20 protein-coding genes and 1 pseudogene are annotated in these 22,606 nt (G+C 69.1%); 9 read left to right on the forward strand and 12 right to left on the reverse strand.

The window, feature by feature from the left end; genetic code table 11:
- Positions 1–5 precede the first annotated feature (5 nt).
- The 4 genes from M446_RS27280 (at position 6) to M446_RS27295 (ending at position 4,104) form a co-directional block, all read left to right on the forward strand.
- Entirely contained in the window at positions 6–1,649 is a 1,644-nt protein-coding gene (locus M446_RS27280; RefSeq protein ID WP_012335322.1) for an FAD-dependent monooxygenase, read from the forward strand.
- A 300-nt stretch (positions 1,650–1,949) separates the two neighbouring features.
- The gene (locus M446_RS27285) at positions 1,950–3,008 is read left to right on the forward strand and encodes a type III polyketide synthase (RefSeq protein WP_012335323.1); all 1,059 of its coding nucleotides are present in this window, start codon (positions 1,950–1,952) and stop codon (positions 3,006–3,008) included.
- Complete coding sequence (locus tag M446_RS27290; RefSeq protein WP_012335324.1) at positions 3,005–3,508, forward strand: isoprenylcysteine carboxyl methyltransferase family protein; 504 nt, start codon at positions 3,005–3,007, stop codon at positions 3,506–3,508. Before M446_RS27285 ends, M446_RS27290 begins: the two co-directional genes overlap by 4 nt.
- Before the next feature lie 98 nt (positions 3,509–3,606).
- Positions 3,607–4,104 carry a ferritin-like domain-containing protein gene (locus M446_RS27295; RefSeq protein WP_012335325.1) on the forward strand — a complete coding sequence of 166 codons (498 nt, stop codon included), beginning with the start codon at positions 3,607–3,609 and terminating at the stop codon, positions 4,102–4,104.
- Positions 4,105–4,191: 87 nt separating this feature from the next.
- On the opposite strand, the gene M446_RS35965 is transcribed toward M446_RS27295, so the two are convergent.
- From M446_RS35965 to M446_RS27320, 7 genes and pseudogenes are all read right to left on the reverse strand, one after another.
- Positions 4,192–4,557: a hypothetical protein gene (locus M446_RS35965; RefSeq protein WP_012335326.1), complete on the reverse strand. Its 366-nt coding sequence runs from the start codon at positions 4,555–4,557 to the stop codon at positions 4,192–4,194.
- 92 nt (positions 4,558–4,649) lie between these two features.
- Positions 4,650–5,216, reverse strand: coding sequence for a DUF2231 domain-containing protein (locus M446_RS27300; RefSeq protein ID WP_265576441.1), 567 nt, complete (start codon positions 5,214–5,216; stop codon positions 4,650–4,652).
- 433 nt (positions 5,217–5,649) lie between these two features.
- Positions 5,650–6,081, reverse strand: a pseudogene (locus tag M446_RS39795) (integrase core domain-containing protein); the annotation flags it as partial.
- Between the two features lie 117 nt (positions 6,082–6,198).
- On the reverse strand, positions 6,199–6,528 hold the full coding sequence (locus tag M446_RS38610) for a hypothetical protein (protein WP_012335328.1): 330 nt from the start codon (positions 6,526–6,528) through the stop codon (positions 6,199–6,201).
- 326 nt (positions 6,529–6,854) lie between these two features.
- Complete coding sequence (locus M446_RS27310) at positions 6,855–7,592, reverse strand: Crp/Fnr family transcriptional regulator (RefSeq protein ID WP_012335329.1); 738 nt, start codon at positions 7,590–7,592, stop codon at positions 6,855–6,857.
- Positions 7,593–7,615: 23 nt separating this feature from the next.
- The gene (locus M446_RS27315; protein ID WP_012335330.1) at positions 7,616–9,148 is read right to left on the reverse strand and encodes an acyl-CoA carboxylase subunit beta; all 1,533 of its coding nucleotides are present in this window, start codon (positions 9,146–9,148) and stop codon (positions 7,616–7,618) included.
- A gap of 177 nt (positions 9,149–9,325) precedes the next feature.
- Positions 9,326–10,246: an alcohol dehydrogenase catalytic domain-containing protein gene (locus M446_RS27320; protein WP_150108887.1), complete on the reverse strand. Its 921-nt coding sequence runs from the start codon at positions 10,244–10,246 to the stop codon at positions 9,326–9,328.
- A gap of 623 nt (positions 10,247–10,869) precedes the next feature.
- Here M446_RS27320 and M446_RS27325 point away from each other — a divergent pair.
- On the forward strand, positions 10,870–11,775 hold the full coding sequence (locus M446_RS27325; protein ID WP_012335332.1) for a LysR family transcriptional regulator: 906 nt from the start codon (positions 10,870–10,872) through the stop codon (positions 11,773–11,775).
- 52 nt (positions 11,776–11,827) lie between these two features.
- Here M446_RS27325 and M446_RS27330 read toward each other — a convergent pair whose 3' ends face one another.
- The 3 genes from M446_RS27330 to M446_RS27340 form a co-directional block, all read right to left on the reverse strand.
- On the reverse strand, positions 11,828–14,266 hold the full coding sequence (locus tag M446_RS27330) for a YbcC family protein (RefSeq protein ID WP_012335333.1): 2,439 nt from the start codon (positions 14,264–14,266) through the stop codon (positions 11,828–11,830).
- Positions 14,267–14,285: 19 nt separating this feature from the next.
- On the reverse strand, positions 14,286–15,845 hold the full coding sequence (locus M446_RS27335; RefSeq protein WP_012335334.1) for an NADH-quinone oxidoreductase subunit L: 1,560 nt from the start codon (positions 15,843–15,845) through the stop codon (positions 14,286–14,288).
- Between the two features lie 184 nt (positions 15,846–16,029).
- Entirely contained in the window at positions 16,030–16,842 is an 813-nt protein-coding gene (locus M446_RS27340; RefSeq protein WP_265576442.1) for a DUF6671 family protein, read from the reverse strand.
- A 619-nt stretch (positions 16,843–17,461) separates the two neighbouring features.
- Here M446_RS27340 and M446_RS27350 point away from each other — a divergent pair.
- Positions 17,462–17,659 carry a hypothetical protein gene (locus M446_RS27350; RefSeq protein WP_012335337.1) on the forward strand — a complete coding sequence of 66 codons (198 nt, stop codon included), beginning with the start codon at positions 17,462–17,464 and terminating at the stop codon, positions 17,657–17,659.
- A gap of 312 nt (positions 17,660–17,971) precedes the next feature.
- On the opposite strand, the gene M446_RS27355 is transcribed toward M446_RS27350, so the two are convergent.
- Positions 17,972–18,589, reverse strand: a complete 618-nt coding sequence (locus M446_RS27355) for a PepSY domain-containing protein (RefSeq protein ID WP_012335338.1) — start codon at positions 18,587–18,589, stop codon at positions 17,972–17,974.
- Positions 18,590–18,690: 101 nt separating this feature from the next.
- Positions 18,691–18,825, reverse strand: coding sequence for a hypothetical protein (locus M446_RS39250; protein ID WP_012335339.1), 135 nt, complete (start codon positions 18,823–18,825; stop codon positions 18,691–18,693).
- 606 nt (positions 18,826–19,431) lie between these two features.
- Here M446_RS39250 and M446_RS27360 point away from each other — a divergent pair.
- The 3 genes from M446_RS27360 (at position 19,432) to M446_RS27365 (ending at position 22,520) form a co-directional block, all read left to right on the forward strand.
- A complete protein-coding gene (locus M446_RS27360) occupies positions 19,432–20,676 on the forward strand; it encodes an NAD(P)/FAD-dependent oxidoreductase (RefSeq protein WP_012335340.1) in 1,245 nt (414 codons plus the stop codon).
- A 498-nt stretch (positions 20,677–21,174) separates the two neighbouring features.
- A complete protein-coding gene (locus M446_RS38345; RefSeq protein WP_018263894.1) occupies positions 21,175–21,342 on the forward strand; it encodes a hypothetical protein in 168 nt (55 codons plus the stop codon).
- Between the two features lie 368 nt (positions 21,343–21,710).
- The gene (locus M446_RS27365) at positions 21,711–22,520 is read left to right on the forward strand and encodes an MCP four helix bundle domain-containing protein (protein WP_012335341.1); all 810 of its coding nucleotides are present in this window, start codon (positions 21,711–21,713) and stop codon (positions 22,518–22,520) included.
- The last annotated feature ends 86 nt before the right edge of the window (positions 22,521–22,606 follow it).

Consider the following 22,606-nt stretch of genomic DNA (forward strand, 5'->3'; position numbering starts at 1 on the left):
GACCGATGCGCGACCTCCGTGTCGATCTGGACAGCGACGTCCTCATCGTCGGGGCCGGCCCGGTCGGGCTGGCTCTTGCGATCGGTCTTCGGCTGCACGGGCTGTCGGTGCGCGTTGTCGACCGGGCACGAGGCCCGAAGAACGAACCCCGCGCCGCCGTGATCTGGCCGCGCGGGGCCGAGGTGCTCGACGACCTGGGCCTCGGGGCCGCCGTGTCGGAGGCGGCCAACGCGCTCCGCACGGTGCACTTCTACGGGCAGGGCCGGCGCCTCGGAGCCGCCCAGCTGGGCTCCGTCGCCAGCGCCTACCCGACCCCGCTCCTGATCGAGCAGCACGTGACGGAGCGCCTCCTCGAAGGCCGCTTGCGCGCGCTCGGGGCCGAGGTCGCGTGGGGATGCGAGGCGCGCGACCTCTCGCCCGATCCGTGCGGTGTGACGACGATGCTCGCCGATTCCGCCGGGCGGGCCCGCCCGTGGCGCAGCGCCTGGCTGGTCGGCTGCGACGGCTCCCGCAGCCTCGTGCGGGATCGCCTCGGGATCGCGTTCGAAGGGCACCGCGTCCCTGATCTGCAGATCCTGCAGGTCAACGCCGTCCCCCGCTGGCGGCACCCGGCCAACGCGCGCGAGGGCTACTATTTCCTCGCCCCCGGCGCGTGCCTCGGCTGCTTTCCCGTTGCGGAGGGCTCCTGCCGCTTCTTCTGCTACGCGACCGACCCGGATCCGGACGCGCACGCGCCGCCGTCGCTGGCGGAGGCCGAGGCGCTGATCGCGCGGGTTGCGGGGACGCCCGAGATCCGGCTCGAACGGGCGACCTGGTTCAACCGCGCGCGTTTCCAGACCCGCCTCGCCGCCCGGATGCGCCGGGGTCGCGTGCTCCTCGCGGGCGACGCGGCGCACGTGTGGTCGTCGCTCGGCGGCCACGGCATGAGCCTGGGATTGCGGGGCGCCCACAATCTTGCCTGGAAGCTGGCCGCCGTTCACGGAAAGCGAGCCCCGGACCTGCTGCTCGACAGCTACGAGGACGAGCAGCGCGCCAGCGTGAGGCGCTTCCTGAGCCTGATGCGCTACAATCTCGTCGAGACGCCGAGTTCGCGACCCGGCCTCCTCCTGCGGGAGGGCGCCCTGTGGGCGGCGCTAGCGCATTCCGCCCCGATCCGGTGGGTCGAGCGCGCGGTGAGCGACGTCGACGACCATCACCGTGACGGCCCGCTGGCCGGAGGCACGACCGCCCCGGCGCGAGCGCCGCGGGGACTGCGTCCGGGCGACCGTCTTCCCGACGCCGGCGAGGGCGATACGCCCGACCGCCTCCACGGCTGCCTCGACTACCGCTCCTGGACACTCCTGCTGCCGCTCGACGCGTCGGCGGCGGAGCATGCCGCGATCCGCTCCCTGCTCGCTCCCTGGAGCGACACCATCCGGATCCGGGTCGCGCCCGCTTCCGCCAGGATGATCCTTCCACGCGCAAGCCTCGTCCTGGTCCGGCCGGATCGGCACGTGGCACTGATCGCGCAGCGCCGGGACCTCGCGCGTCTTCAGCGGTACGCTGCGCGTTGGCTCGTCGGGCCGTCCCCAAGCGGGCCCACCGCCCCGGCAGCCGCGGACGCGAGCGCCGATGACGGGTCGCTGTGCCGCGACTCACCCCACCACTAGGACCGTCGGATGGACGAGCCGCCCGTGGCCCGACCACGACCGTGCCCGCGGCTCTCGGCTCGTTCGGCGACGCACCCCCTCATCACCCTGGCGCACGCGCCGAGCGTGCGCGGCCTCCGGCCCGCCGCGACCGACCGGGCCGAGGTCCAGGTCGGCTCCGTTCCGGCCCGATCTCGTCTTCGACGCTAAATCGTCGCGGCAGAAACATTGTGCCCTCCTCCTTGTTGGCCGATTGGAATGGCCGCCCCGGATCGGAGGGCAGCGTTCCACTCCCAAGCTGCCTCTCCGAGGATCCGCCGCATGACGTCCACACGCGCACGGCTTCTGTCGCTGGCGACCGCGGTCCCACCCCACGTCCTTCGCCAGACGGACGTTGCCGAGATGGCCAGCACCCTGTTCTCCGAACGCTACGGCGAGTTCGACCGACTGTCGCGCGTGTTCGCCACCACGGGCATCCACAAGCGGCATTCCGTTCAGCCGATCGACTGGTACATGCAGGCGCGCGGCTGGCCGGAACGGACGGCCGCGTACCTGCGGGGTGCGGAGGACCTGTTCGCCGAGGCCGCCACGAAGGCGCTGGACGAGGCGGAGCTCCTCGCCCGGGACGTCGATGCCGTGGTCACAGTGTCGTCGACCGGCATCGCGACGCCGAGCCTGGAGGCACGCGTCCTGCAGCGGCTCGGCCTGCGCCACGATGTCATGCGGGTTCCGGTCTTCGGGCTCGGGTGCGGCGGCGGCGTCTCGGGACTCGCGGTCGCGAGCCGGTTGGCCGAGAGCCGCCCAGGCTCCAACGTGCTGTTCGTCACCGTCGAGCTCTGCACGCTGGCCTTCCGCCTCGACAAGCTCACCAAGGCCAGCATCGTCGCCACCGCCCTGTTCGGGGACGGGGCCGCGGCGTGCATCCTGCGCGCGGGCGGGGACGCCGGCGTGGCCGAGGTGGAGGCGACGGGCGATCACACCTGGCCGGACACGCTCGACATCATGGGCTGGGACGTCGAGGAGGCCGGCTTCGGCGTCATCTTCGCCCGCGCCATCCCGCCCTTCGCGGAGGCGAATGTGGGCCCGGCGGTCCTCGGCCTGCTCAAGCGCTGGCAGCTCGGTCCCGAGCAGGTCGACCGGTTCATCTGCCACGCGGGCGGGACCAAGGTCATCACGGCACTTGAGCGCAGCCTCGCGATCGGCCAGGGCGCGCTCGACCACGAGCGCGCGGTTCTGTCGGAGTTCGGCAACATGTCAGCCCCCACCGTGCTGTTCGTGCTCGACCGCGCCCGCAAGGCCGGTCTGCCGCCCCGCTCGGTGCTGACCGCGATGGGACCAGGGTTCACGGCGAGTTGCGCCTCGCTGAGGAGCCCGTCGTGACGGCCGCGATCCTGGTCCTTGCACTGGTCACGCTGCAACGGCTGGGCGAACTCGTGCTGGCGCGCCGGAACACGCGGCGTCTCCTGTCGCGGGGCGGTGTCGAGGTGGCGCCGGAACATTACGGGCTGATCGTCGTCCTTCACGCCGCTTGGCTCGCCGGGCTCTGGCTCCTGGCTTGGTCACAACCCGTGGATCCGACCTGGCTCTCCGTGTTCATCCTGCTGCAGGCCGGCAGGCTCTGGGTGCTGGCCAGCTTGGGAGAGCGCTGGACGACGCGGATCATCGTGCTCCCGCAGGCACCGCTGGTGCGGCGCGGGCCCTACCGCCTGTTCTCGCATCCGAACTACGCCGTCGTGACGGGCGAGATCGCGGCGCTGCCACTCGCGTTCGGCCTCATCGGCTACGCGATCGTATTCAGCATCCTCAATGCGGCTGTGCTGGCGATCCGCATTCGCGCCGAGAACGCGGCCCTGGGCACAGTCCGCGTCGCTCCCCGATAGCGGCGCCGACCAATGGATCCTGCCCCGCGCGCGTGAGGCGGAACACGGGTTCGTGCGCGCGGTTGATCGAGCATTTCACCTCATGAAGGAGCCGTGCCATGGCCGCACCGAGCCGCCTCAAAGAGGTATACCTGGACGAGCTGAAGGATCTCTGGTCGGCAAACGACCAAATGGCAGGCGCCATCAGGCAGCTGACGAGCCAAGCGAGCGACCCGAAACTGAAGCAGATGCTCGAGCATTCCGTCGGGGGCATCACCAAGCACTCCGAGACCCTGCGCAGCCTGATTGAGCGAGCCGGCGGGCGGGCGGAGCCTGAATACTGCAAGGGCATGGCCGGCCTCGTCGCCGAGGCGCAAAAGCACGGCTCGCAGGAGGCGCCGCAGGATGGCAGGCTGCGCGACGTGGTGCTGATCGCCCAGTACCAGCGCATGACGCATTACGGCCTGGCGGGGTTCGGGACGGCTGCCGCGTACGCTCAGGCGCTGGGCCAGTCAGAGGACGCGGCGAAGCTGAAGCAGGCCACCGCGGAAATCTACAAGGGCGACGCGTACGCGACCAAGCTGGCCGAGAGCCTGCAGCAAGTCGCCGCCAAGTAACCGCCCCGAACAGGCAGCGGGCCGACCTCGACAAGGCCGGCCCGCTCTCAGATGATAAGGCCAGATCGCGCGAATTTCCGCCGTGCCTTATGGCAGGGCGCCGGCTTTCTCCTTGGCGCGAGTCATCGTATCGTTGCAGCCCTTCTCGTCACCTGCCTGCTGCTGCGCGCGCGCTTTCCGAACGAGTTCGCGCGCCTCCTGAACGCCCGATGCGGAGGGCTGAAGCGTCCGGTCCGAGGGCTTCGTCTCCGGCGGCTTGTCCAGGGCCTTCGGTGAGTTCGAGGACGTTGGGCCGCCCGGAGGCTCCCGGCCGGTCACCCGCTCGGCACCGGCACTGTCGAGGCGCCGCTCGATCGTCGCGATCTGTTCAGAGCACGAGGAGGCCTGTGCGCCCGGCGCGTTCGCCAGGATCGAGGCTGCGGTTGCAAGAACAAGAACAAGAGAAGCGCGCATCGAAAATCCTCATGAATCAGCCCGTCAACGAGCGGGCTGGGCGGTTGATCCGCGTGCCCGCGGCTTCGCTGTGCAGGACGGTGGCATGCTCCTCAGGACACCACGCGCTTCTCCTCGTCAGTGTGCTGGTCGGCATGACCATCCACGCCGACCATGTGGCGGTAGGAGAGTTCCGCGCCGGCCCAGCCCGTGATGCCGAGCAATGCCGCCGTTGCGCCCGACAGGGCGACGTCGGTTGCATCGCCGGCCTGGTCGCGATCGCGGCCAGACCGCCGGGCGAGGTTCGCAGCGGCGAGGGCCAGGGCCGCGGCGTTGCCGTAGGCATGCAGGCGGCCGGCCGGCTTCTGTCGCGCCCGGCGGATCGTGAGGTAGTCGATCGCGCCGACCGCGCCGGCGGCCACTCCGGACGCGATCCCAGCTCCCAGCAGGAGCTTCGACGCGCGCGCCCAGAACGGATCGCGCGTTGCACGTGCGGCGATGTCGGTCAGGAGCGCGCTGGTCAGAAACGCGATTGGAAACGGGATCATCATCGGGTGGACAGGGTGGCCGACAATCGCGGCCGTGCTCGGTAGACCTCGCGTCGGATTGGCGCGGTCTCCGTCCCGTTCCGGAGTGAGCTGAGAATACATGCGTTGAGCCGGCGTGACGTGTAGATTCATCATATTTCTCCTTTTATATTTCACCGTCGCCGCATAAATTGCGCGCGACGCATCATTGCAGAGATCACACTTGTCCGAATTTCCTTACGAAACTTGGAAAGACATGCATTTGTGTTTGGAAGAATAAATTGCTATGCTCGGTATTCTCGCGTCGAATTGCTTATTGTAATCACATTCAGGCGGCCGCCGTCAGGATGTCCGCCGATTTCCTGAGTGAGCATATCCGCACGCTTGCCACTCGGAGCATCCTCATCTCGGGACCAAGCCGTTCCCGGGCCCTGATTGCGGCCGGACGCTGTCACTTCGTCGCATATTGATGCTGGCATGCAGTGCGTGAGCCACCAACTCGCACCTAGATGCACTGTTCCAGCCTAGCAGTACCGCGCGCGTTGCTCACAATAGCGCTGCGGCATTGTGGCGGATCACAGAATGGTTAGTGCGGCAAATAGGAGCACGCCGTCTCGCGCCATCCATGAACAACGCCTATCCGTGATGCTCGCCGCAACCGGACATTTCCGTCAAGCGTCGCGATTGGCCGCTCAGGGTCGAGGCCGCGTGAGAACGCGGATCGTTCAGGGTGCGGGCGTCCGCGCGGAGGAGGCCCGCGGATCGAAGCCGCGGGCCTCGAGCCCGGATGGCCGCTCCCGGTGGACCGACCCCGAAGAGCTGGGTGGCGGTCCCCCGGATCCTGGTCCGGCCGGAGGGTGGGCCTCCGGGTCTCGTTAGGCGGCCTCCCGGGCCGCCGCCACGCCCCGATCTGGGCCCGGGCATCGGCCAACGACGAGAACCGGTTCGCGTTCAGGCACTCGTCCCGCGGGCGGCCGTTGAGCGACGCCGCCAGCGCTTTGTCGGTCGGCTTGCCAGGACGCGAGACGTCGAGACGACCTCAGGCCCGTGATCGACCTGAGTCGCACCCGGTGCTCCGCGCAGGAGCGCTCAGCGGGCGACGACGGCCACGGCCTGCTCGCCCATCCGGAGAGGCTCAGCCTCGCCGTTGAGCCTCCATCTGGGTGTGCCCCAGCCCAACCTGAGGCCGAGGCTCTCCACCGTGCGTGTCGGTGAAGGTGGAGCGCTCGCCGGTCTGCTTGGCCCGGTGCACCTGGACTCGCTGCCAGATCAGCACTGCGAACACGAGCGCGAAGGTTGAGAAAGCCAGCCAGTAGATCAAACCCGCGTCACCCATCGGTACCTCGAGAGCACGTTGCAAGATGTTGAGTGGCAACGCCAGCGCCGGAAGCTGCGTTCCAAGCTCGACAGCTCTATCGGCAAGAACTTTCTGCTGACCCGTGGCGGCGTTCTGCGGGCTGTCCATGCAAGGTCGGCAAGGGCCCTGACTGGGTCTCGAAGGCGCTCGATCGCCGGTCCTGCGAGACCGGCGTCACGCTCGACGTCTCACGTCCTGGCAGAGCGACCGACGACGCGCCGGTGGCGCATCTAAGCATGCGAGAGCCCGAACGCGAAAGACTGCCGTCGCTGACCGGCATGGACAACAGGATTGAATTCTCGACATCGTTCTACAATAAAGCCTCGCTCACACGTCTTTGCCGCGGCTCACATCCAGAGAATTGCTTTGGGATTGAGCCGAGGGATCGGCGAATCGCTCAGGCGGATCAGCCTGCCGGCACACCGAGATCGAACCTAGGATGCCTGTCGAAAAGCGCAGATGTAAGCGAAGTCATCATCGACATATCTGAGCAGACTTCTCACATCAACGACTTCGAGTTCATTATTGTTCACCCTAATCTCTCGATCAGCAATAAGTCTCTCGATTGCCGAGTCGAAGGAAACATCATTCAAACCTAACGCAGAGCAAAATTGCGCTTTCGCGAGAGGAATCACTGATTTTGCGGAGCGATCTGAATGGGACATCGTGAGACGGAGGGAGAATTCGCATAGCAGTTTCGCGAAGGCGAGCGACGGACGGTCGTGGGACGATCGGTGCGCCAGTTCGGAGCGGATCCGGGCGGCGATCAGCGTCTCGCGCCACAACGCCGTGGCGAGACGGGGGCTGCTCGCCATTGCGGCGAACAGGTCGTCGTGCGGCACGAACCCGAGCGTGGCCTCGGTCACGCTGCCGATCGCTTCCTCTGCGAGCGGCAGCATCAGGCTGCATGCATTGCACAAGTCTCCAGGCAGGTGGAACGACAACACCGATCGTCTCGACCCGCCCTCGCGGTAGCTGCACAGCCAGCCGTCGAGAACCACGCAGCAGGAGGACGGCAGGTCGCCAGCGCGAACGATCTCTGCCCCCGGTCCGACACGGCGAACGCGGACGGGAAGGGACGCCAGGGCTGCCTGGTCCTCCCGGGACAGCACGGTCCGCACCGTGAGCTTGCGGATCAGCGCCGAGATCGGGCTGCTCTCGATGTCGTACATGGTCGTGCGCGGGTCCGGGCCTCTCAGAGCGGGATGGTGTCGTGCTTCTTCCAGGGCTGCTCCACCCTCTTGGGACGCAGCATGGCCAGGACCCGCGCCACCCGGCGGCGGGTCGAGTGGGGCATGATCACCTCGTCGATGTAGCCCCGCTCCGCCGCCACGAACGGCGACATGAAGCGCTCCTCGTACTCGGCCGTGCGCGCCGCGATCTTGTCGGGATCGCCCATGTCCTGCCGGAAGATGATCTCGACCGCGCCCTTGGCGCCCATCACGGCGATCTGCGCGCTCGGCCAGGCGTAGTTCACGTCCCCGCCGATGTGCTTGGAGGCCATGACGGCGTAGGCACCGCCGAAGGCCTTGCGGGTGATGACGGTGACGAGCGGCACCGTCGCCTGGCTGTAGGCGAAGAGCAGCTTGGCGCCGTGCTTGATGAGCCCGCCATATTCCTGCGCCGTCCCGGGCAGGAAGCCCGGCACGTCCACGAAGGTGACGATCGGGATGCCGAACGCGTCGCAGAAGCGCACGAAGCGGGCCGCCTTGCGCGAGGCGTCCGCGTCGAGCACGCCGGCCAGCACCATCGGCTGGTTGGCGACCAGCCCGACCGTGCGCCCCTCGATCCGCCCGAAGCCCGTGATGATGTTGCGCGCGAAGGCCGCCTGGATCTCGAAGAAGTCGCCCTCGTCGACCACCCGGCGGATCAGCTCGCCCATGTCGTAGGGCTTGTTGGGGTTGTCCGGGATCAGGGTGTCGAGGCTCTTGTCGAGCCGGGAGGGGTCGTCGAAGCTCTCGATCTCCGGCACGCCCTCGAGGTTGTTGGCCGGCAGGAAGTCCATCAGGCGCCGGATCTGCAGGATCGCCTCGACGTCGTTCTCGTAGGCGCCGTCCGCGATCGAGGACTTGGCCGTGTGGACCTTGGCGCCGCCGAGCTCCTCGGCGGTGACGACCTCGTTGGTGACGGTCTTGACCACGTCCGGGCCGGTCACGAACATGTAGCTGGTGTCGCGGACCATGAAGATGAAGTCGGTCATGGCCGGCGAGTAGACGTCGCCGCCGGCGCACGGCCCCATGATCACCGAGATCTGCGGGATCACGCCCGAGGCGAGGACGTTGCGCCTGAAGACCTCGCCGTAGCCGCCGAGCGCGGCGACGCCCTCCTGGATGCGGGCGCCGCCGGCATCGAACAGGCCGATGATCGGGGCGCGCATCTTGAGGGCCATGTCCTGGACCTTGATGATCTTCTGGGCGTGCGCCTCCGAGAGCGAGCCGCCGAACACCGTGAAGTCCTTGGAGAAGACGAAGACGGTGCGGCCGTTGATGGTGCCCCAGCCGGTGACGACGCCGTCGCCCGGGATCTTCTGCCTCTCCATGCCGAAGTCGATGGAGCGGTGCTGGACGAACATGTCGAATTCCTCGAACGAGCCGGTGTCGAGGAGGAGTTCGATGCGCTCCCGCGCCGTGAGCTTGCCCTTGCCGTGTTGGGCGGCGATGCGCCGGTCGCCGCCGCCGCGCCGCGCATGCCCGCGGCAATCCTCCAGCCGGGCCAGGATTTCCTTCATGGCGTGGCAACCCATGTCTCGAGAATGACGGAGGCCGAGGTCTCGCGAGCAAGCGTCGGCGAGAGCGTTTTCCGACGCGGCGGATGCCGGTTCATCGAAGACGTTGCGGCAACATCGATGAGCAAGGGCAGCGTCCGGTTGCACGATGATCGGGCGCGCCCGGGCCGGGTTCGCGCCTCAGCGCGAGCCAGAGAGTTCCAGCACGTCGTCGAAGGTGCGCAGGCCCGCCTTCTGGGCGTTCACCAGCACCGCCATGTTGCCGGGCGCGTGCTGGTTGCGCCACATCTTGGTATGGGCGTGCGGGATCTTGTCCCACGGGAACAGCTCGCTCATGCACGGATCCACCCGCCGGTCGATCACGAACTGGTTCGCGGCCGCCGCCTGCTTGAGGTGCGCGAGCTGCACGCCGAACACGCCGAGCCCGCCCGAGGCGCCCCAGATCAGCACGTTCTGGCCGGGCCTCACCGTGTGCGGCGCGTGGCCGAACAGCATCCGGTAGGCGGTCGCGAGGGTGAGCGTGTAGCAGGCGCTCTCCTCCCAGGTCAGGTGCTGGGGCCGCCGCATCAGCTGGCGCGACTGCACCCGGCAGAACTGCCCGAAGGAGCCGTCCGGGGTCTCGTAGCCCCAGATCCGCTGCGACGGCGAGACCATCGGGTCGCCGCCATTGCACTCCTCGTCGTCCCCGTCGTCCTGGTTGCAGTGGACGATGACCTCGTCGCCGACCTTCCAGCGCTTCACCTTGGCGCCGACCGCCCAGACGATGCCGGACGCGTCCGAGCCGGCCACGTGGAAGGGGGCCTTGTGGACGTCGAAGGGCGAGATCGGCTCGCCGAGGCCCGCCCAGACGCCGTTGTAGTTGACGCCCGCGGCCATCACGAGGACCAGCACCTCGTCGTCGCCGATGGTCCAGGTCGGGACGACCTCGACCTGCATGGAATCCTCGGGCGGGCCGTGCCGCTCCCGGCGGATCGCCCAGGCGTACATCCTGGACGGCACATGGCCGAGCGGCGGGATCTCGCCAATCTCGTAGAGGTCCTTCGGCGCGACCGACGCGCTTGCCCTGATGAGGCGCGGCCGGTGCAGCAGGAGGGCGCACATGAGGGCCTGCCGGTCGACCTGACCGGCCACGAGCGGGACCGAACGCGCGGCCGAGCGCATCGCGGCCACGACCTCATCGAAGTCGATGCAGTACGACGATTGCAGCACGTACGATCGGGTCGCCGGGTTGGCGACATACGCGTCGATGGCCGCGTCGATATCAGCATCCAAGATGCTGTTCTGCCGCAGCAAATCCAGCACACTCGGCGTTGAACCCGCTGCAGCTGAGCCAGCCAAAGGGTATATATTGTTTTTCATGAACATGGCCGACTCCGCTGGAACGTCGCTTCTCTTTTCGGCGATTTATTGGTCAGGCAGGTGTACGAGGTGTTTTCTCGACAATAAGATCCATGATTTATCAATACAACTCGTAACAATAATTACATTATGTTCCATCCGCCTGGAATCAGGATGGTCCGGCTGTTCATCATCAACGAAATTAAATGTAACATTATTTTCCAGGTCGACACGACAGATGCTTCGATCACCTGCGGATCTTCAATGGTATAGTTACGCAAATCTCCGCAAAGCGGCCACTGAACAGATTTGATCGTACATGCCCTTATGCCGGACGGCAAATTCAAAGATTGTCACGCATCGTTCTATTAAGTAGATATGCCGGCATGACGGCCCTGAACTACCACCACCTGCGGCTGTTCCACCGCATCGCCCATGAGGGCAGCCTCACCCGCGCCGCCGAGGTCCTCAACCTGTCGCAATCTGCCCTCTCGGTTCAGCTCCAGAAGCTCGAGCAGCAGCTCGGACACCAATTGTTCGAGCGCCGGGGAAAGAAGCTGACCCTCACCGAGGCCGGCCGGATCGCCCTCGACTACGCCGACACCGTCTTCGAGACCGGGAACGAGTTGATCAAGGTGCTGCAGGGACGCCCTCGCGCGGCACAGCACGTGCTGCGCGTGGGAGCGCTGACCACGCTCTCGCGCAACTTCCAGCTCGAGTTCCTCAGGCCCGTGATCGGGCGTTCGGACGTCGAACTCGTGGTGCGTTCGGGCACGATGCGCGAATTGCTGGCCCAGCTGGAGATGCACAGCATCGACGTGGTCCTCGCCACCACCGCGGTTCGGCGGGACGCGGGCTCGGACTTCCACAGCCACCTCATCGCCGAGCAGCCCGTCAGCCTCGTCGGACACCCCGGGCCGCACCAGGAGCCGCTGCGTTTCCCGGAGGCGCTGCGCACCGTCCCGGTGACGCTGCCGAGTCTCGACAGCGAGATCCGGGTGGCCTTCGACCGGGTGCTGTCGCTGGCCGGCATCCACCCGATCATCCAGGCGGAGGTCGACGACATGGCCATGCTCCGCCTGCTGGCGAGGGAGGGGACCGGCGTCGCGGTCGTTCCCCCGATCGTCGTGCAGGACGAGTTGCACGCCGGGCTCCTGATCGAGCATTGCCGCATCCCGGACGTCGCGGAACGCTTCTACGCGATCGTGCAGACCAGGCGCTTCCCGAACCCGATCCTGCAGGAGCTGATCGCCGCGAGCGCCCCGCCGCGCGCCGCGTCGGCGGCCGATTAGGGGCTGGGCCGTCGCGATCCGCGTCGGCCCAGCCCCATGCGTTGCGCGGCGGTCAGACGGCGGCCCTCAGCGGCAGGCCAGGCACGGCGCCGTCGGAGGCCGCGGTGCTCGTCCACCGCAGGTCACCCGCGTAGCGCCACGCCATCCGGCCATCCTGGTCCAGTGCGAACAGGTGCAGCCAGCGATTGTCGAACAGGGCGCGCACCTCGCGGTGACGCTCAAGGACGTCGGTGATCGCCTGCCGCGGCGCCTCGATCAGGACCGACAGCCGCAGAGGCTCGTGCGCGTGGTGCTCGCCGTCGTGGACCGATTGCCGAGGCAGGCCGGCCCGCAACGGACCGCCATTCCCCTCCAGGACCCCGATGCCGCCCACGACGTTGTGCAGCAGCTTGTTGCCGCTGCCGAACAGCTCCGGCGCCACGGTCGACCCGTAGTATTGCAGGCTGATCCAACTCGCCACGACCACCGGCGCGGTCACGATCAGTTCCAGGACGCCGAAGCCCTCGTCCCGCTGCCAGTCGTAGTCGTGCAGGAAGGCGCGGCCGTGCAGGGGCTGACCCGCCGTGCGGTGGCGCGGCGCCGCGATGAAGGCATTGCAGCCGGCCAAGCCCCATTCGGGGCGGGTCTCGGCCCAGTCGCGGCTGCGGCGGACCACCGACGCGTTGTCGCGCGCGCGGGGCAGGCGGAGCGCGCGCTCCGCGCGGGCGAGCTTGCCCGCCTGCGCGAGCCAGACCCGCACCGGCTCCAGACCCTGCAGGGGCGACCCACCCGGAAGATCCCCGGCGTAGAGCGTCACCTCGTCGGTCGTCGTGTCGTGCAGCCCCGCGAGGAACACCGTGTCCGCGGGCACCTCGAGGCCGCGCTCCCGCAGCCCCGCCCGCACATCCGCATCGTTGAGAAGCTGGGCCAGCAGGCGGGCATTCACCTCGCCCGAGTACCCGCCGCACGCGCCGCAATGCAGCGCGCTGGCGTGAGGGTTGTTGACCACGTTCGCGCCGTGCCCGACGAGCAGGACGATCGGGGCGAAGGTCGAGGTCAGCGACATCGCGCGCAGGACGGCGTCCGCCGTCGCGACCCGGGACGCGAGGTCGCGCGGCGGATCGAGGCGCGGCATCGGATCGTGGGGCGTCGCCGGGCCGCCCAGGTGGAGCGAGTCGCCGAGCAGCTTCGCCGCGTAGAGGGGACCCGCCGCCTCCACGAAGGCGAACGAGGACACGGCCGCCTGCCGGAAGCGGCCCCAGGCGCGGCGCGCGCGCGCGGCGAGCCGCGACGCATGATCCGCGTCCGAGAGAGCGGGACCGCCCGCGCACGTGCGGAGCCCCGGATTGAGGAGAACGGGCAGGCGGCGCTCCGCGATGTCGGACGCGAAGCGCCGGTGCGCGGTCGCGAGGCCGAAGAAGCCCGCGAAGCCGAGGGTGCGGATGCCGGGATCGAGGGATTCCAGGGCGCGGCGGAAGACCTCCGACCGCACGTCGATGCAGAACGCGGCCTGCAGGGCCGGCCGGCTCTCCCCGACCCCGGGGGAGCCGCCGGCAAGCGTGGCGGCAAGCGTGGCGGCGAGCGCGCGCTGCGCCGCGCGCTCCGCGGCGTCCTGCAGGATGGAATCGATCACGAGGTCGCGCGTCGGCCGGGCGGGCGAGGCGTGCGCGGCGGCCACCGCCGCCCAGCTCTCGGCGATCCGCTCGCCGTAACGGGTGAGCAGGGCCTCGTCCCAGATCACCCGGACGGCGAGGAGATCCCTCAGCGTCCCGTCGGTGCCCCCGGCGAGCTCGGCCTGCCAGAGCTTGTAGCGGGCGTACTGGGCCCAGCCGCCGAGGGAGAGCAGAATCTGGTGAAAGTAGCTCTCGAGCGCGCCCGGGCTCAGGCCGAGCCCGCAGACCGCGCGGGCGAGGGCCGGGAGAGCCCCGTCGGGGACCTCCGAGACGTGCCGAGCGAACCCGCCCAGTCCGGCGATCTCCGGGGTCAGATCGTGGATGGCCCAGGCCCGCCAGAGCGCGAGGGTGCTCCCGCCCGAGGGAGCCGCCCACAGGGCCTGCCCCTCGTCGAAGTGCCCCGCCGCCCAGGCACCGAGCCGGTCGGCGATCAGGCCCGGCCAGTCGATCCCCGACGCCTCCGCGCACAGGGACGCCACGGTCGGAAGGGGCCGCACGGGCTCAGGGTCCAGCGCGGCGGCGCCTCTCAGGGCGCCGAGGTCGGCCGGGCGCAGGTCCGCAGGCGCGTCCGCCAGGGCGTCCAGGAGATCCTCGTCGGTGATCGACCCCGCCGCGATCCTGTCCCGGTACCAGGACCGGGGCATGGTCACCGCCGCGCCGCTCGCCCGTCCAAGGCGCGCCCCGGCGGCCCAGAGCGGCTCGCCGGTATGGCCCAGGAAGGGATTGACGGCGACGCTGGAGGCCAGCGGCCACAGGGGCGGAATGAGGCGTCCGGCACCATCGGCCGCGGCCCTCACGGCGTCGTGCGGGGTCGGCAGGGAGTGGACAATCTCGATCATCGCAGGATCTCCGAAGCGGTCAGGAGGCGCCGCGCGCGGACCAGCCACCGATCAGCCGATCGAAGGCGGCGTTGGCGTAGAGCCCGTTGGCGAGGTGCACCCGCAGGCCCGCGGCCGCGGGGTGGTAGGCCCAGAGCGGGAACATCGCCTGCAGGACCGCGACCAGCCCGAAGCTGAGCAGGGCGAGCACGATCAGCGCCCATTCCAGCGGCCCCGGCGCCGGCGTCGGCGGCAGCACGCCCGCGGTGAGGCGGATGGCGGCCAGCTGCAGCGCGAAGTAGGCGACCGAGGTGGCGACCGCGTAGACCGCGGTGCGCCGGGTCAGCTCCCGGGGCGCGGCGTCGGCGAAGCCCTGGGCGAGCATGTAGGCGACGCCGAAGATCAGGATGGCGCCGAGCGCGAGGGCCTGGGGCGACTTGTGCGCCAGCCCGAACCCGAGGCCGACCAGCACGAAGATGATGAGGGCGGACAGGAAGGCGCGGCCGACGGCGACGGCGCCCGGGACGGCGACCGGCCCCGGGCGGCGAATGGCTGCGACCGCCTCGACGGCGCCGCCCGAGGCCAGGAAGGCGTGGGCCTTGTAGAGCGAGTGCGCCACGATGTGCAGCAGCGCGAGCGGGAACAGGGCCAGCCCGCATTCGAAAGTCATGAAGCCCATCTGGGCGACGGTGGACCACGCCAGCGAGGTCTTCACGGCGGGCTGGGTCAGCATCACCAAGCCCCCGAACAGGGCCGTGAAGCCGCCGACCATCACGAGAACCGCGAGCACCCCGGGGGCGAGGAGGAGCACGTCCGCGAAGCGGATCAGCAGGAACCCGCCCGCGTTGATCACGCCGGCGTGGAGCAGCGCCGAGACGGGGGTCGGCGTCTCCATGACCTCGGTCAGCCACCCGTGCGTGGGGAACTGGGCCGACTTGAGCATGGCGGCGAGCGCGAGCAGGCCGGCGGCCGCGACGGCCAGCCCGCCGCCCTCTCCGGCGCGGGCCGCGCCCAGGATCCGGCCGAGGTCGCCGGTGCCGTAGGCCGCGGCGAGCAGACCCGCCGCGGCGATCAGGGCGGCATCGCCGAGGCGCGCGGTGATGAACTTCTTGCGCGCCGCCCGCCGAGCGGCCGGGCGTTCGCCGTAGAAGAGCAGGAGGCGGTGCAGGAACAGGCTGGTCGCGATCCACGCCGCGACCAGTTGGGCGAGGTTGCCGGCCGTGACGAGCAGCAGCACCGAGGCGAGCGTGAGGCAGAGCCAGCCGGTGAAGAGGCCCTGGCGCTCCTCGCCGTCGAGGTAACGCGACGCGTAGCGCACCACGATCCAGCCGATGAAGGTCACCAGCAGGAGCATGGTGATGCTGACCGCATCCAGTCGGACCGAGAGGCCGATTCCGTGCAGCCCGACCAGGGAGCCCGCACCGGGCCCCGCCATCGCCAGCACGGCCGCCGAGACGATTGCGACCGCGAGGGCAACGAGGGTCGCTCCCTCGGCGAGCCGGAGGACGACATGCGGGCGCCGCTCCCGGTTCGAGAAGCAGGCGGCGGCGCAGGCGAGCAGCGCCGCGGGCGCGAGCAGCGGCACGTCGAGAATGGGCACGAGGATCTCCTCGGGATCTGCTGTGGTCGCGAGATCTCGTACCTAATCGGATGGTTTCTGGAAAATTGATTGTTTATGACACATCATTCTATGAAATGAATAGAGCGAGGCGTCCGGGATCGGGCAGGGTCGGGAGCCTCCGGCTCCGACGAGACGGGCCGGTGATCGGGAGGAGACCCGACCGCTACGGATTGCACGCGGGGCAGGAGCGCGCGGGCGCGCGGCTCAGCCCGTCGCCGCGCGCCCGCTCGTCCCGGTGACCGCAGGCGGGACAACCGAATAGCTCGGCCGCGACCATGTCGGTCGGCTCTCCACACTCCTCGCAGATCAGCCCGCTCCGCGTCCCCGTGCGGCCGAAGCCGGGAGCGCCGCAGGCCGGGCAGGGCGTCGCCAGGCGCCGCGCCAAGCGTTCTGCCAGCACCCCGAGGCTCCTCATCCGAGTCGGATTGAGGTGCGCCCGCATATCGGTCTCCAGGCGCGCCGCACCGTCAGCGGAGACGGCCGCAGCGTCCCGAACGGCCCGCTCCAGGTCGGTCCGGGAGGTGATCCCCTTGGTCAGGGCCACGAGCGGATCACCCGCGTTGGGGCGGACGATGAGGCCGTGCGACGGAAAGCCGACCCGTTCCAGGAAAGGCGCGAGGGTGTCGCCTGGGGCACTCACGCAATGCGCGAAGTTCGTGGCCTCGTCCACGAGGCTCTCATGGACGACGAGGCCGCGCACCTCGTCGACGAACACGAGCAGTTCCATGCCCGCCGGGAAGAAGGGCACGGCCGGATGCGGTCCGAAGGTGCCCTCGCTGGCGAGCCCGAGCGGGAGGCCCGCGATGTGCATGCCGAGCCGTGCCTTGCGCAGGGCAACCTCCAGCATGGTGCCCCGGCGCGGAACCTCACCCGAGAAGGTTCCGAGCTGATCCGTATCGAGGCCGAGCGCCGGCCGGACGATGAGGCCGAGGTGGTCGGCAAAGGGAGGCGCGATGGCCCGCTCCTTGCCGTGCATGGTTGCGAGCACGACCGCGGCCCCCCCGTAACGCGCGACCGCCGATGCTCCCGGCCCTGGTCGTTTGCCCATCGCACCTCACGCCGCTTCGACACGCGTCAGGATGGTCGTGACGTCCTCGATCCGAACGTCTTGGATCCGAACGTCTTGGATCCGAACGTCCTGGATCCGATGATGGGCATGATGCGCGAGCGCCCGACATGCGAGAAGTTGTCCGTGACCATCTCCGTTCCGCGGGTGGCCTGCCGCACGTGAGTGATCTCCTGCATCGTCGCGCCCTGCTTCCCCATTGCCGAATATCGCCACGATGCCAAATTCACTACCAACTTTGGTTAGCCTATGCCGAGTTGACGGGCGGTTTCAACGATCTTGTCCTGCGCGTGCTCAGCCACACCCTCGCCCCAATCGCCCAGGCCGTTTGTGGATGGCAACGGAGCAACCGGGCCTCATCAGACGATCGTTCGAGCCTGCCCTGGCCCGCCCGGCACCCTTCGCCGTGGGGGCCGTCCTCGTCGCCGCGACACCTCGGCTCTTGCGGCCGGAGTGTGGCGCAGCACAGCCGCGTCCCGCGCACCGTTTCACGATGCTGGTCAGCAAACGCGCTGACGCAGAGGAGACGATGATGCTCAAGACCCGGACGAAACCGGCTCAGCTGAAGCTCGACACGCGGGCGGCCATGTCCGACGCGGACCTCGATCAGGTGTCAGGTGGCCTCAACCCGCAGCCGCTGCCGCCGAAGGAACTCTTCAAGGCGTTCAGCTTCTCGTCCTTCAAAGTGCTGCCGTCGTTCACCCTGCCGAGCTTCTTTCGGTTCTGATCGTCCGGAACCACCACAGCGTTTCAGCCCGCCCGGTCCTGCCGCGGCGGGCTTCTCTTTGCCGACGCGATGGCGGCCGGGCTCCGCGACGTCCAGACCGCCTTGGCCAGTGATCCGGGATTCGCTTGATCGAAGCGGATCCCGGATCACGCGCCTGCGCGGCGCCTGAGCGCGGCGCCTGAGCGACGCCGCCATCCGCATGGCCGAAATCGGAGATGGCGAAGCCATCAACCGGATGTCGGATGAGCTGGCCGACGCCTTCACCCGCCGCCCTGCCTGTTCCAAGGCGGCGGTCGCGTTCTCTTCGCGTGCTTAGTCGATCACCTTACCGTCTGGCCCGACTTTGATCTTCTGGCTCCTGTCGGACAGCGCTACACTGATCTCGTAGGCTACCGAGCTACCCTCGCGCTCGACTTCGGCCTCAAATGCTTTCCCGCCACCGGCCTTCTGCTCGGCTATCGCGAGTGCGTCCTTCAACGAGGTCTTGGCGTTCTGGAAATCGCTGACCTTCAGGCGCGTGAAGTAGCGCTCAATCGGCTGGTTCTCCGACTTGATGAGCGCGCCCGTGTCGGCGTTGATGTAATGCTCGACCAGCTTGCCATCCGGGTAGACGACTTTGATCTCCCAATGGGCCGGATTGTTGCTCTTGGCCTTCTCGAAGTCGGCGTCAATGGCACGGCCGCCCTGTCCGCCCTGACTTTCGGCGGTGGCCAGTGCCTGCGCCAAGCCGATCTTGCTCGCCTTTGCGGCTTCCCATTCCTTCAGATCGCCGCTGGCTCGGGCCGAAGGTGCGGGCGTTGGGGACGTTTGCGGGGCTGGAGCCGCGGGTGCGGGCGCCGGGGTCGTGGGTGCAGTCGGCGCGGTCTGCGCAAGGGTGAGGTTCGTGGTGAGCACGAGCAGGGCCAGACCGATAGGAAGACGCGTTGTCATGGGGGATCCCTCTCCCAGGCTGATGACGACGCCCAAACGCTTTGCCTCGGACAGGGTTTCAGCAGAGGATCCCAAGCTCTCAGAGCCTCCGGTTGCCAAATTCAGGCCGAGCCCCGCGGTCCGGCACCCGCCACGAACAAGTTGCGGCGGGTCTCGGCCCAGCCCTCCTCCAGCGTCCTCGTCGCGTTGACGGCCGGCCGTCGCTCGTTCACGTCCCGGCCGGAGCGACGCACCATCTGGTCATCTCGGCGATCGCCGAGACCACGGCTTCGGTGCGGCCGGTTTCCGGCAGCATGTCGAGCGCGTTCTTGCGCGGGCCGCGACGGACGAAGCCTGCGTGCCGACGCTGCCCCGATCTCATGCTCGATCTCACGGAATGCACGCCGAGGCTCCCGGCCGCGTCACGGAGCGGCTTCGTGCCCGGTCCGGCCTCGGTTCCGGCACGGGCGGCCGTCCGCGTCGTGCCGGAGCTTCCACGCCGAGACGAGAGGCGGGGCCGCACGCGGCGCCAGCGCCCCCCAAGTTGCCGCGCACCCCCAAGTTGCGAGGCGGAGATCCGAGGGGCCGAGATGCGCCGATGTCATCGAAACACGCGGGACGCCGCCGAAGCGGCACGCGGCACCGCGCCGAGAGCGTTCCTTCACGAGCGCTCGTGGATCCGGACGAGGCCGCGAACGCGGCGGACCGCTCCAGCGCCTGCGAGGCTCTGCTCAGCAGAATTGCATGGCGCAATTCTGCTTAGACTTTTGTTTTCGCATCATTCTTGCCGCCAAACCGGTGACCACTTCGGCGAATGATGCTTAGGGTGAGAGCGTCTGGTCCGTGCGCGGAGGCAACTCTCAATGGCCAAGCGGATCCTGGTGGTGGGCGGCGGCTTCGCCGGCCTCTGGAGCGCGGCAGCGGCCGCGCGGGCCCGCGACGCGCTCGGGCTGAGCGGACAGGTCGCCGTCACCCTCGTCGCACCGGACCCGTTTCACGTCATTCGGGTGCGCTGCTACGAGGCCGACCTCGCGCCCCTCGCCGTGCCGCTCGACGACGTGCTCGGCCCCGTCGACGTCGACCGGATCGAGGGGACCGTCACGGGGATCGATGCCGTCGCGCGCCGCCTCGTGGTGCAGCCCCGGGGCGGGCCCGGCCCGTTCACGCTCGCGTACGACCGGCTGATCCTCGCCCCGGGCAGCGTCCTGACCCGCCCCCAGGTGCCGGGGATCGACGCGGCACTCAGCATCGACACGCTCGCCGGCGCGCGCCAGCTCGCCCGCCACCTCGACGGGCTCGGCCGCGGTGCCGGTCGGGACCGGACCGGACGCTGGACCGCCGTCGTGGTCGGCGGCGGACTCGTCGGACTCGAACTCGCCTGCGAACTCCCCGCCCGCCTCGCCGCGGCCCGTGACCGGGCCGGGGAGGCAGGTCCCGTACGGACCGTGCTGGTCGACCGCTCCGCCGAGGTCGGGTCGGCGATGGGCGGCGCGGCGATGCCGGCCATTCGGCAGGCCCTGGCGGCGGCCGGCGTGGAATCCGTCGTCGGCGGCGTTGCGGCGGTCGACGCGGCGGGCGTGACCCTCGGCGACGCAACCGCGATCCCGGCGCTCACCGTGGTCTGTGCCACCGGGATGCGGGCGAGTCCCCTTGCCGGAGAGCTCGGGGTACCCCGCGACGACCTCGGCAGGCTGCCCGTGGACGCGCTGATGCGCGTCATCGGCGTCCCGGCCGTGTTCGCGGCGGGCGACGTCGCCGTGGCCGACGCCGACGATGCCGGTCACCGGACGGTCATGTCGTGCCAGCACGCGCGGCCGATGGGCCGCTTCGCGGGACACAACGCGGTCTGCGACCTGGCAGAGCGGCCGGATCTTTGCCGACCGTTCGCGGCGCCCGATTACGTCACGGTGCTCGATCTCGGCGAGTGGGGGGCCGTCTACACCGCGGGCTGGGACCGCGAACGTCTGATGGCCGAGGGCGCAGCGGCGAAGGCGATCAAGCGCACGATCAACGGCAGCCGCATCTACCCACCGCTCTCCCGCGATCGCGCCGCGATCCTGGCCGCGGCCGCGCCCATCATCCAGGCGCGCCCCGCGACGGCGGCCTAGAGCAGCACCCGATCACGTTGCAATCGGGTGCTGCTCTCGATCTTCGATCCTGCCGCATTTTCTGCGACGAACCGGCATCCACTTCGTCGGAAAATGCTCTAGCGCGGGATCGGGTCAGCCGGCTCAGGGAGGGGCGAGCGGGACACCGGCGCGCCGGGACGCCGCCCCGTCCGCGCGCCTCGCAGGCGCGGCGGTCCGGCCGGGGCCGGTCGGGCCGCACGAGGACAGCGGCTGCCACGCGGTGCCGCCCGCGGTCCGGCGTGTGTGCGGCGCGCGATCTCGTGAAGAAGAAAGAATTCGCCGCGACATCCTTCAGATGGAGGATGATCGATCGCGTGAATATAAGATCGCACGCAATGCAACCGCTGCCATTCGACACTAGTCTCACGATTCGTGCTTTGGGCGAGAACTTTATTCGTGCATGATGCCAGCCGACAACGTCGCGCAGGTGATCGCCTGTGGACCGGGCTGCCGCATGGCACGATGTGGGAGGCTTGCATGAACAAGCTGAGCTTATTCGCCGCCGCTCTCGCCCTCGCCACGGCGGCATTCTGGGCCACGATGCTGACCTCTCCGCCGACGTCGGAGGCCTCGGCGCCTGCCGGCCGCGTCGGCGCGGAGTTGTCGACGGCAGACCACTGCGTCTCCTTCGGCGTCTGCCCGTGACGCCCCGCCCGCCGCGGGCGGGCGCCCGTGGCCTCGTTCGAGGGTCTCAGGCACCCGGGAGGCGTTGCGTTCGCTCCCGTCGGATGGTGGCTCGCCATCCTGGCGCTGAGCGGCGCCGGCCTCTCGCTCCCGGCGCATCGGGGCGACCTCCGCCGCTTACGACCTAAGACCGACGCGATATTCCGGCTGATGCACCCGCGCCATCAATCACAAGTGACCGAGTAGCAGGTGCTATCGAGAGGCATACAACGTGAGATTATACATCTGCTAACCGGTCGTATATCAAATTTTAGATGTTTGTCCGATAAAAAGAGCACCGATCGCTGGGATGCGGGGGGCCGCCCCTCGAACCGATCGGAATCTGTACCATGACTGCTCTCTCGTCGATCAAAGCGCGACTTGTCGGAACCCTGCTGCTGCTCAGCAGCCTGCTCCTGGTCTCGGTCGCGGCGGGCTACCTCTCGCTGTCCTGGAGCACGGCCAGCACCCGAACCATCTACCAGGATCGCGTCGTCTGCCTCGGGCAGATCGCCTCGATCCGGGACGGCTACGACCGCATCACCGCGATCCTGCGCGAGATCCGCGAGAGCGCGCTCGCGCCCCGGACCGGCCTCGAGCGCGTCGCCGGCATGCAGGCGGAGATCAACTCGGCCTGGTCGGCCTATCGGGCCACCTACCTGGCTCCGGAGGAGAAGCTGATCGCCTCCGAGGTCGAGACGCGCATGCGGGAGAACGCCTCGCTGCTGCGCGGCATCGGGCAGGCCGCGGAGACCGACTCGGCCGGCCTGCGCCAGATGGTCCAGCACGCGCTCGACACCATGGTCCGACCCACCCACGCGGCGCTTGAGAAGCTGACCGCGTTCCAGATCCAGGAGACCGGCCAGGAATTCGCCCGCTCGGAGCAGACGGCCGGCCGATCGAAGGCCCTCCTGATCGCCTGCCTCGCGGCGGCGATGCTGGCGATCGGCTTCGGGCTCTACACGGTCGTGAGCGGCGTGGTGCAGGCGGCCCAGGGCACGCAGCTGGTCGCCGCCAGCATCGCGGGCGTGCGGGACGCGGCGTCGGAGACGGGCGCGGCGTCGGCGCCGGTGCTCGCCTCCGCGGGCGCGCTCGCCCGTCAGTCGGACCGGCTCGGCGTCGAGGTCGCGACGTATCTGCGGAACGTGCAGGCCGCCTGAGCGGGTTCGGGCACGAAGCCGTCCGTCCCGCTCGGCCGAGCGCTGACGGCCCAGCACTCGGCTGCGACCGAGGGCTGTCGCGATCT

Source organism: Methylobacterium sp. 4-46 (assembly GCF_000019365.1).
In the GTDB taxonomy this organism is placed as follows: domain Bacteria; phylum Pseudomonadota; class Alphaproteobacteria; order Rhizobiales; family Beijerinckiaceae; genus Methylobacterium.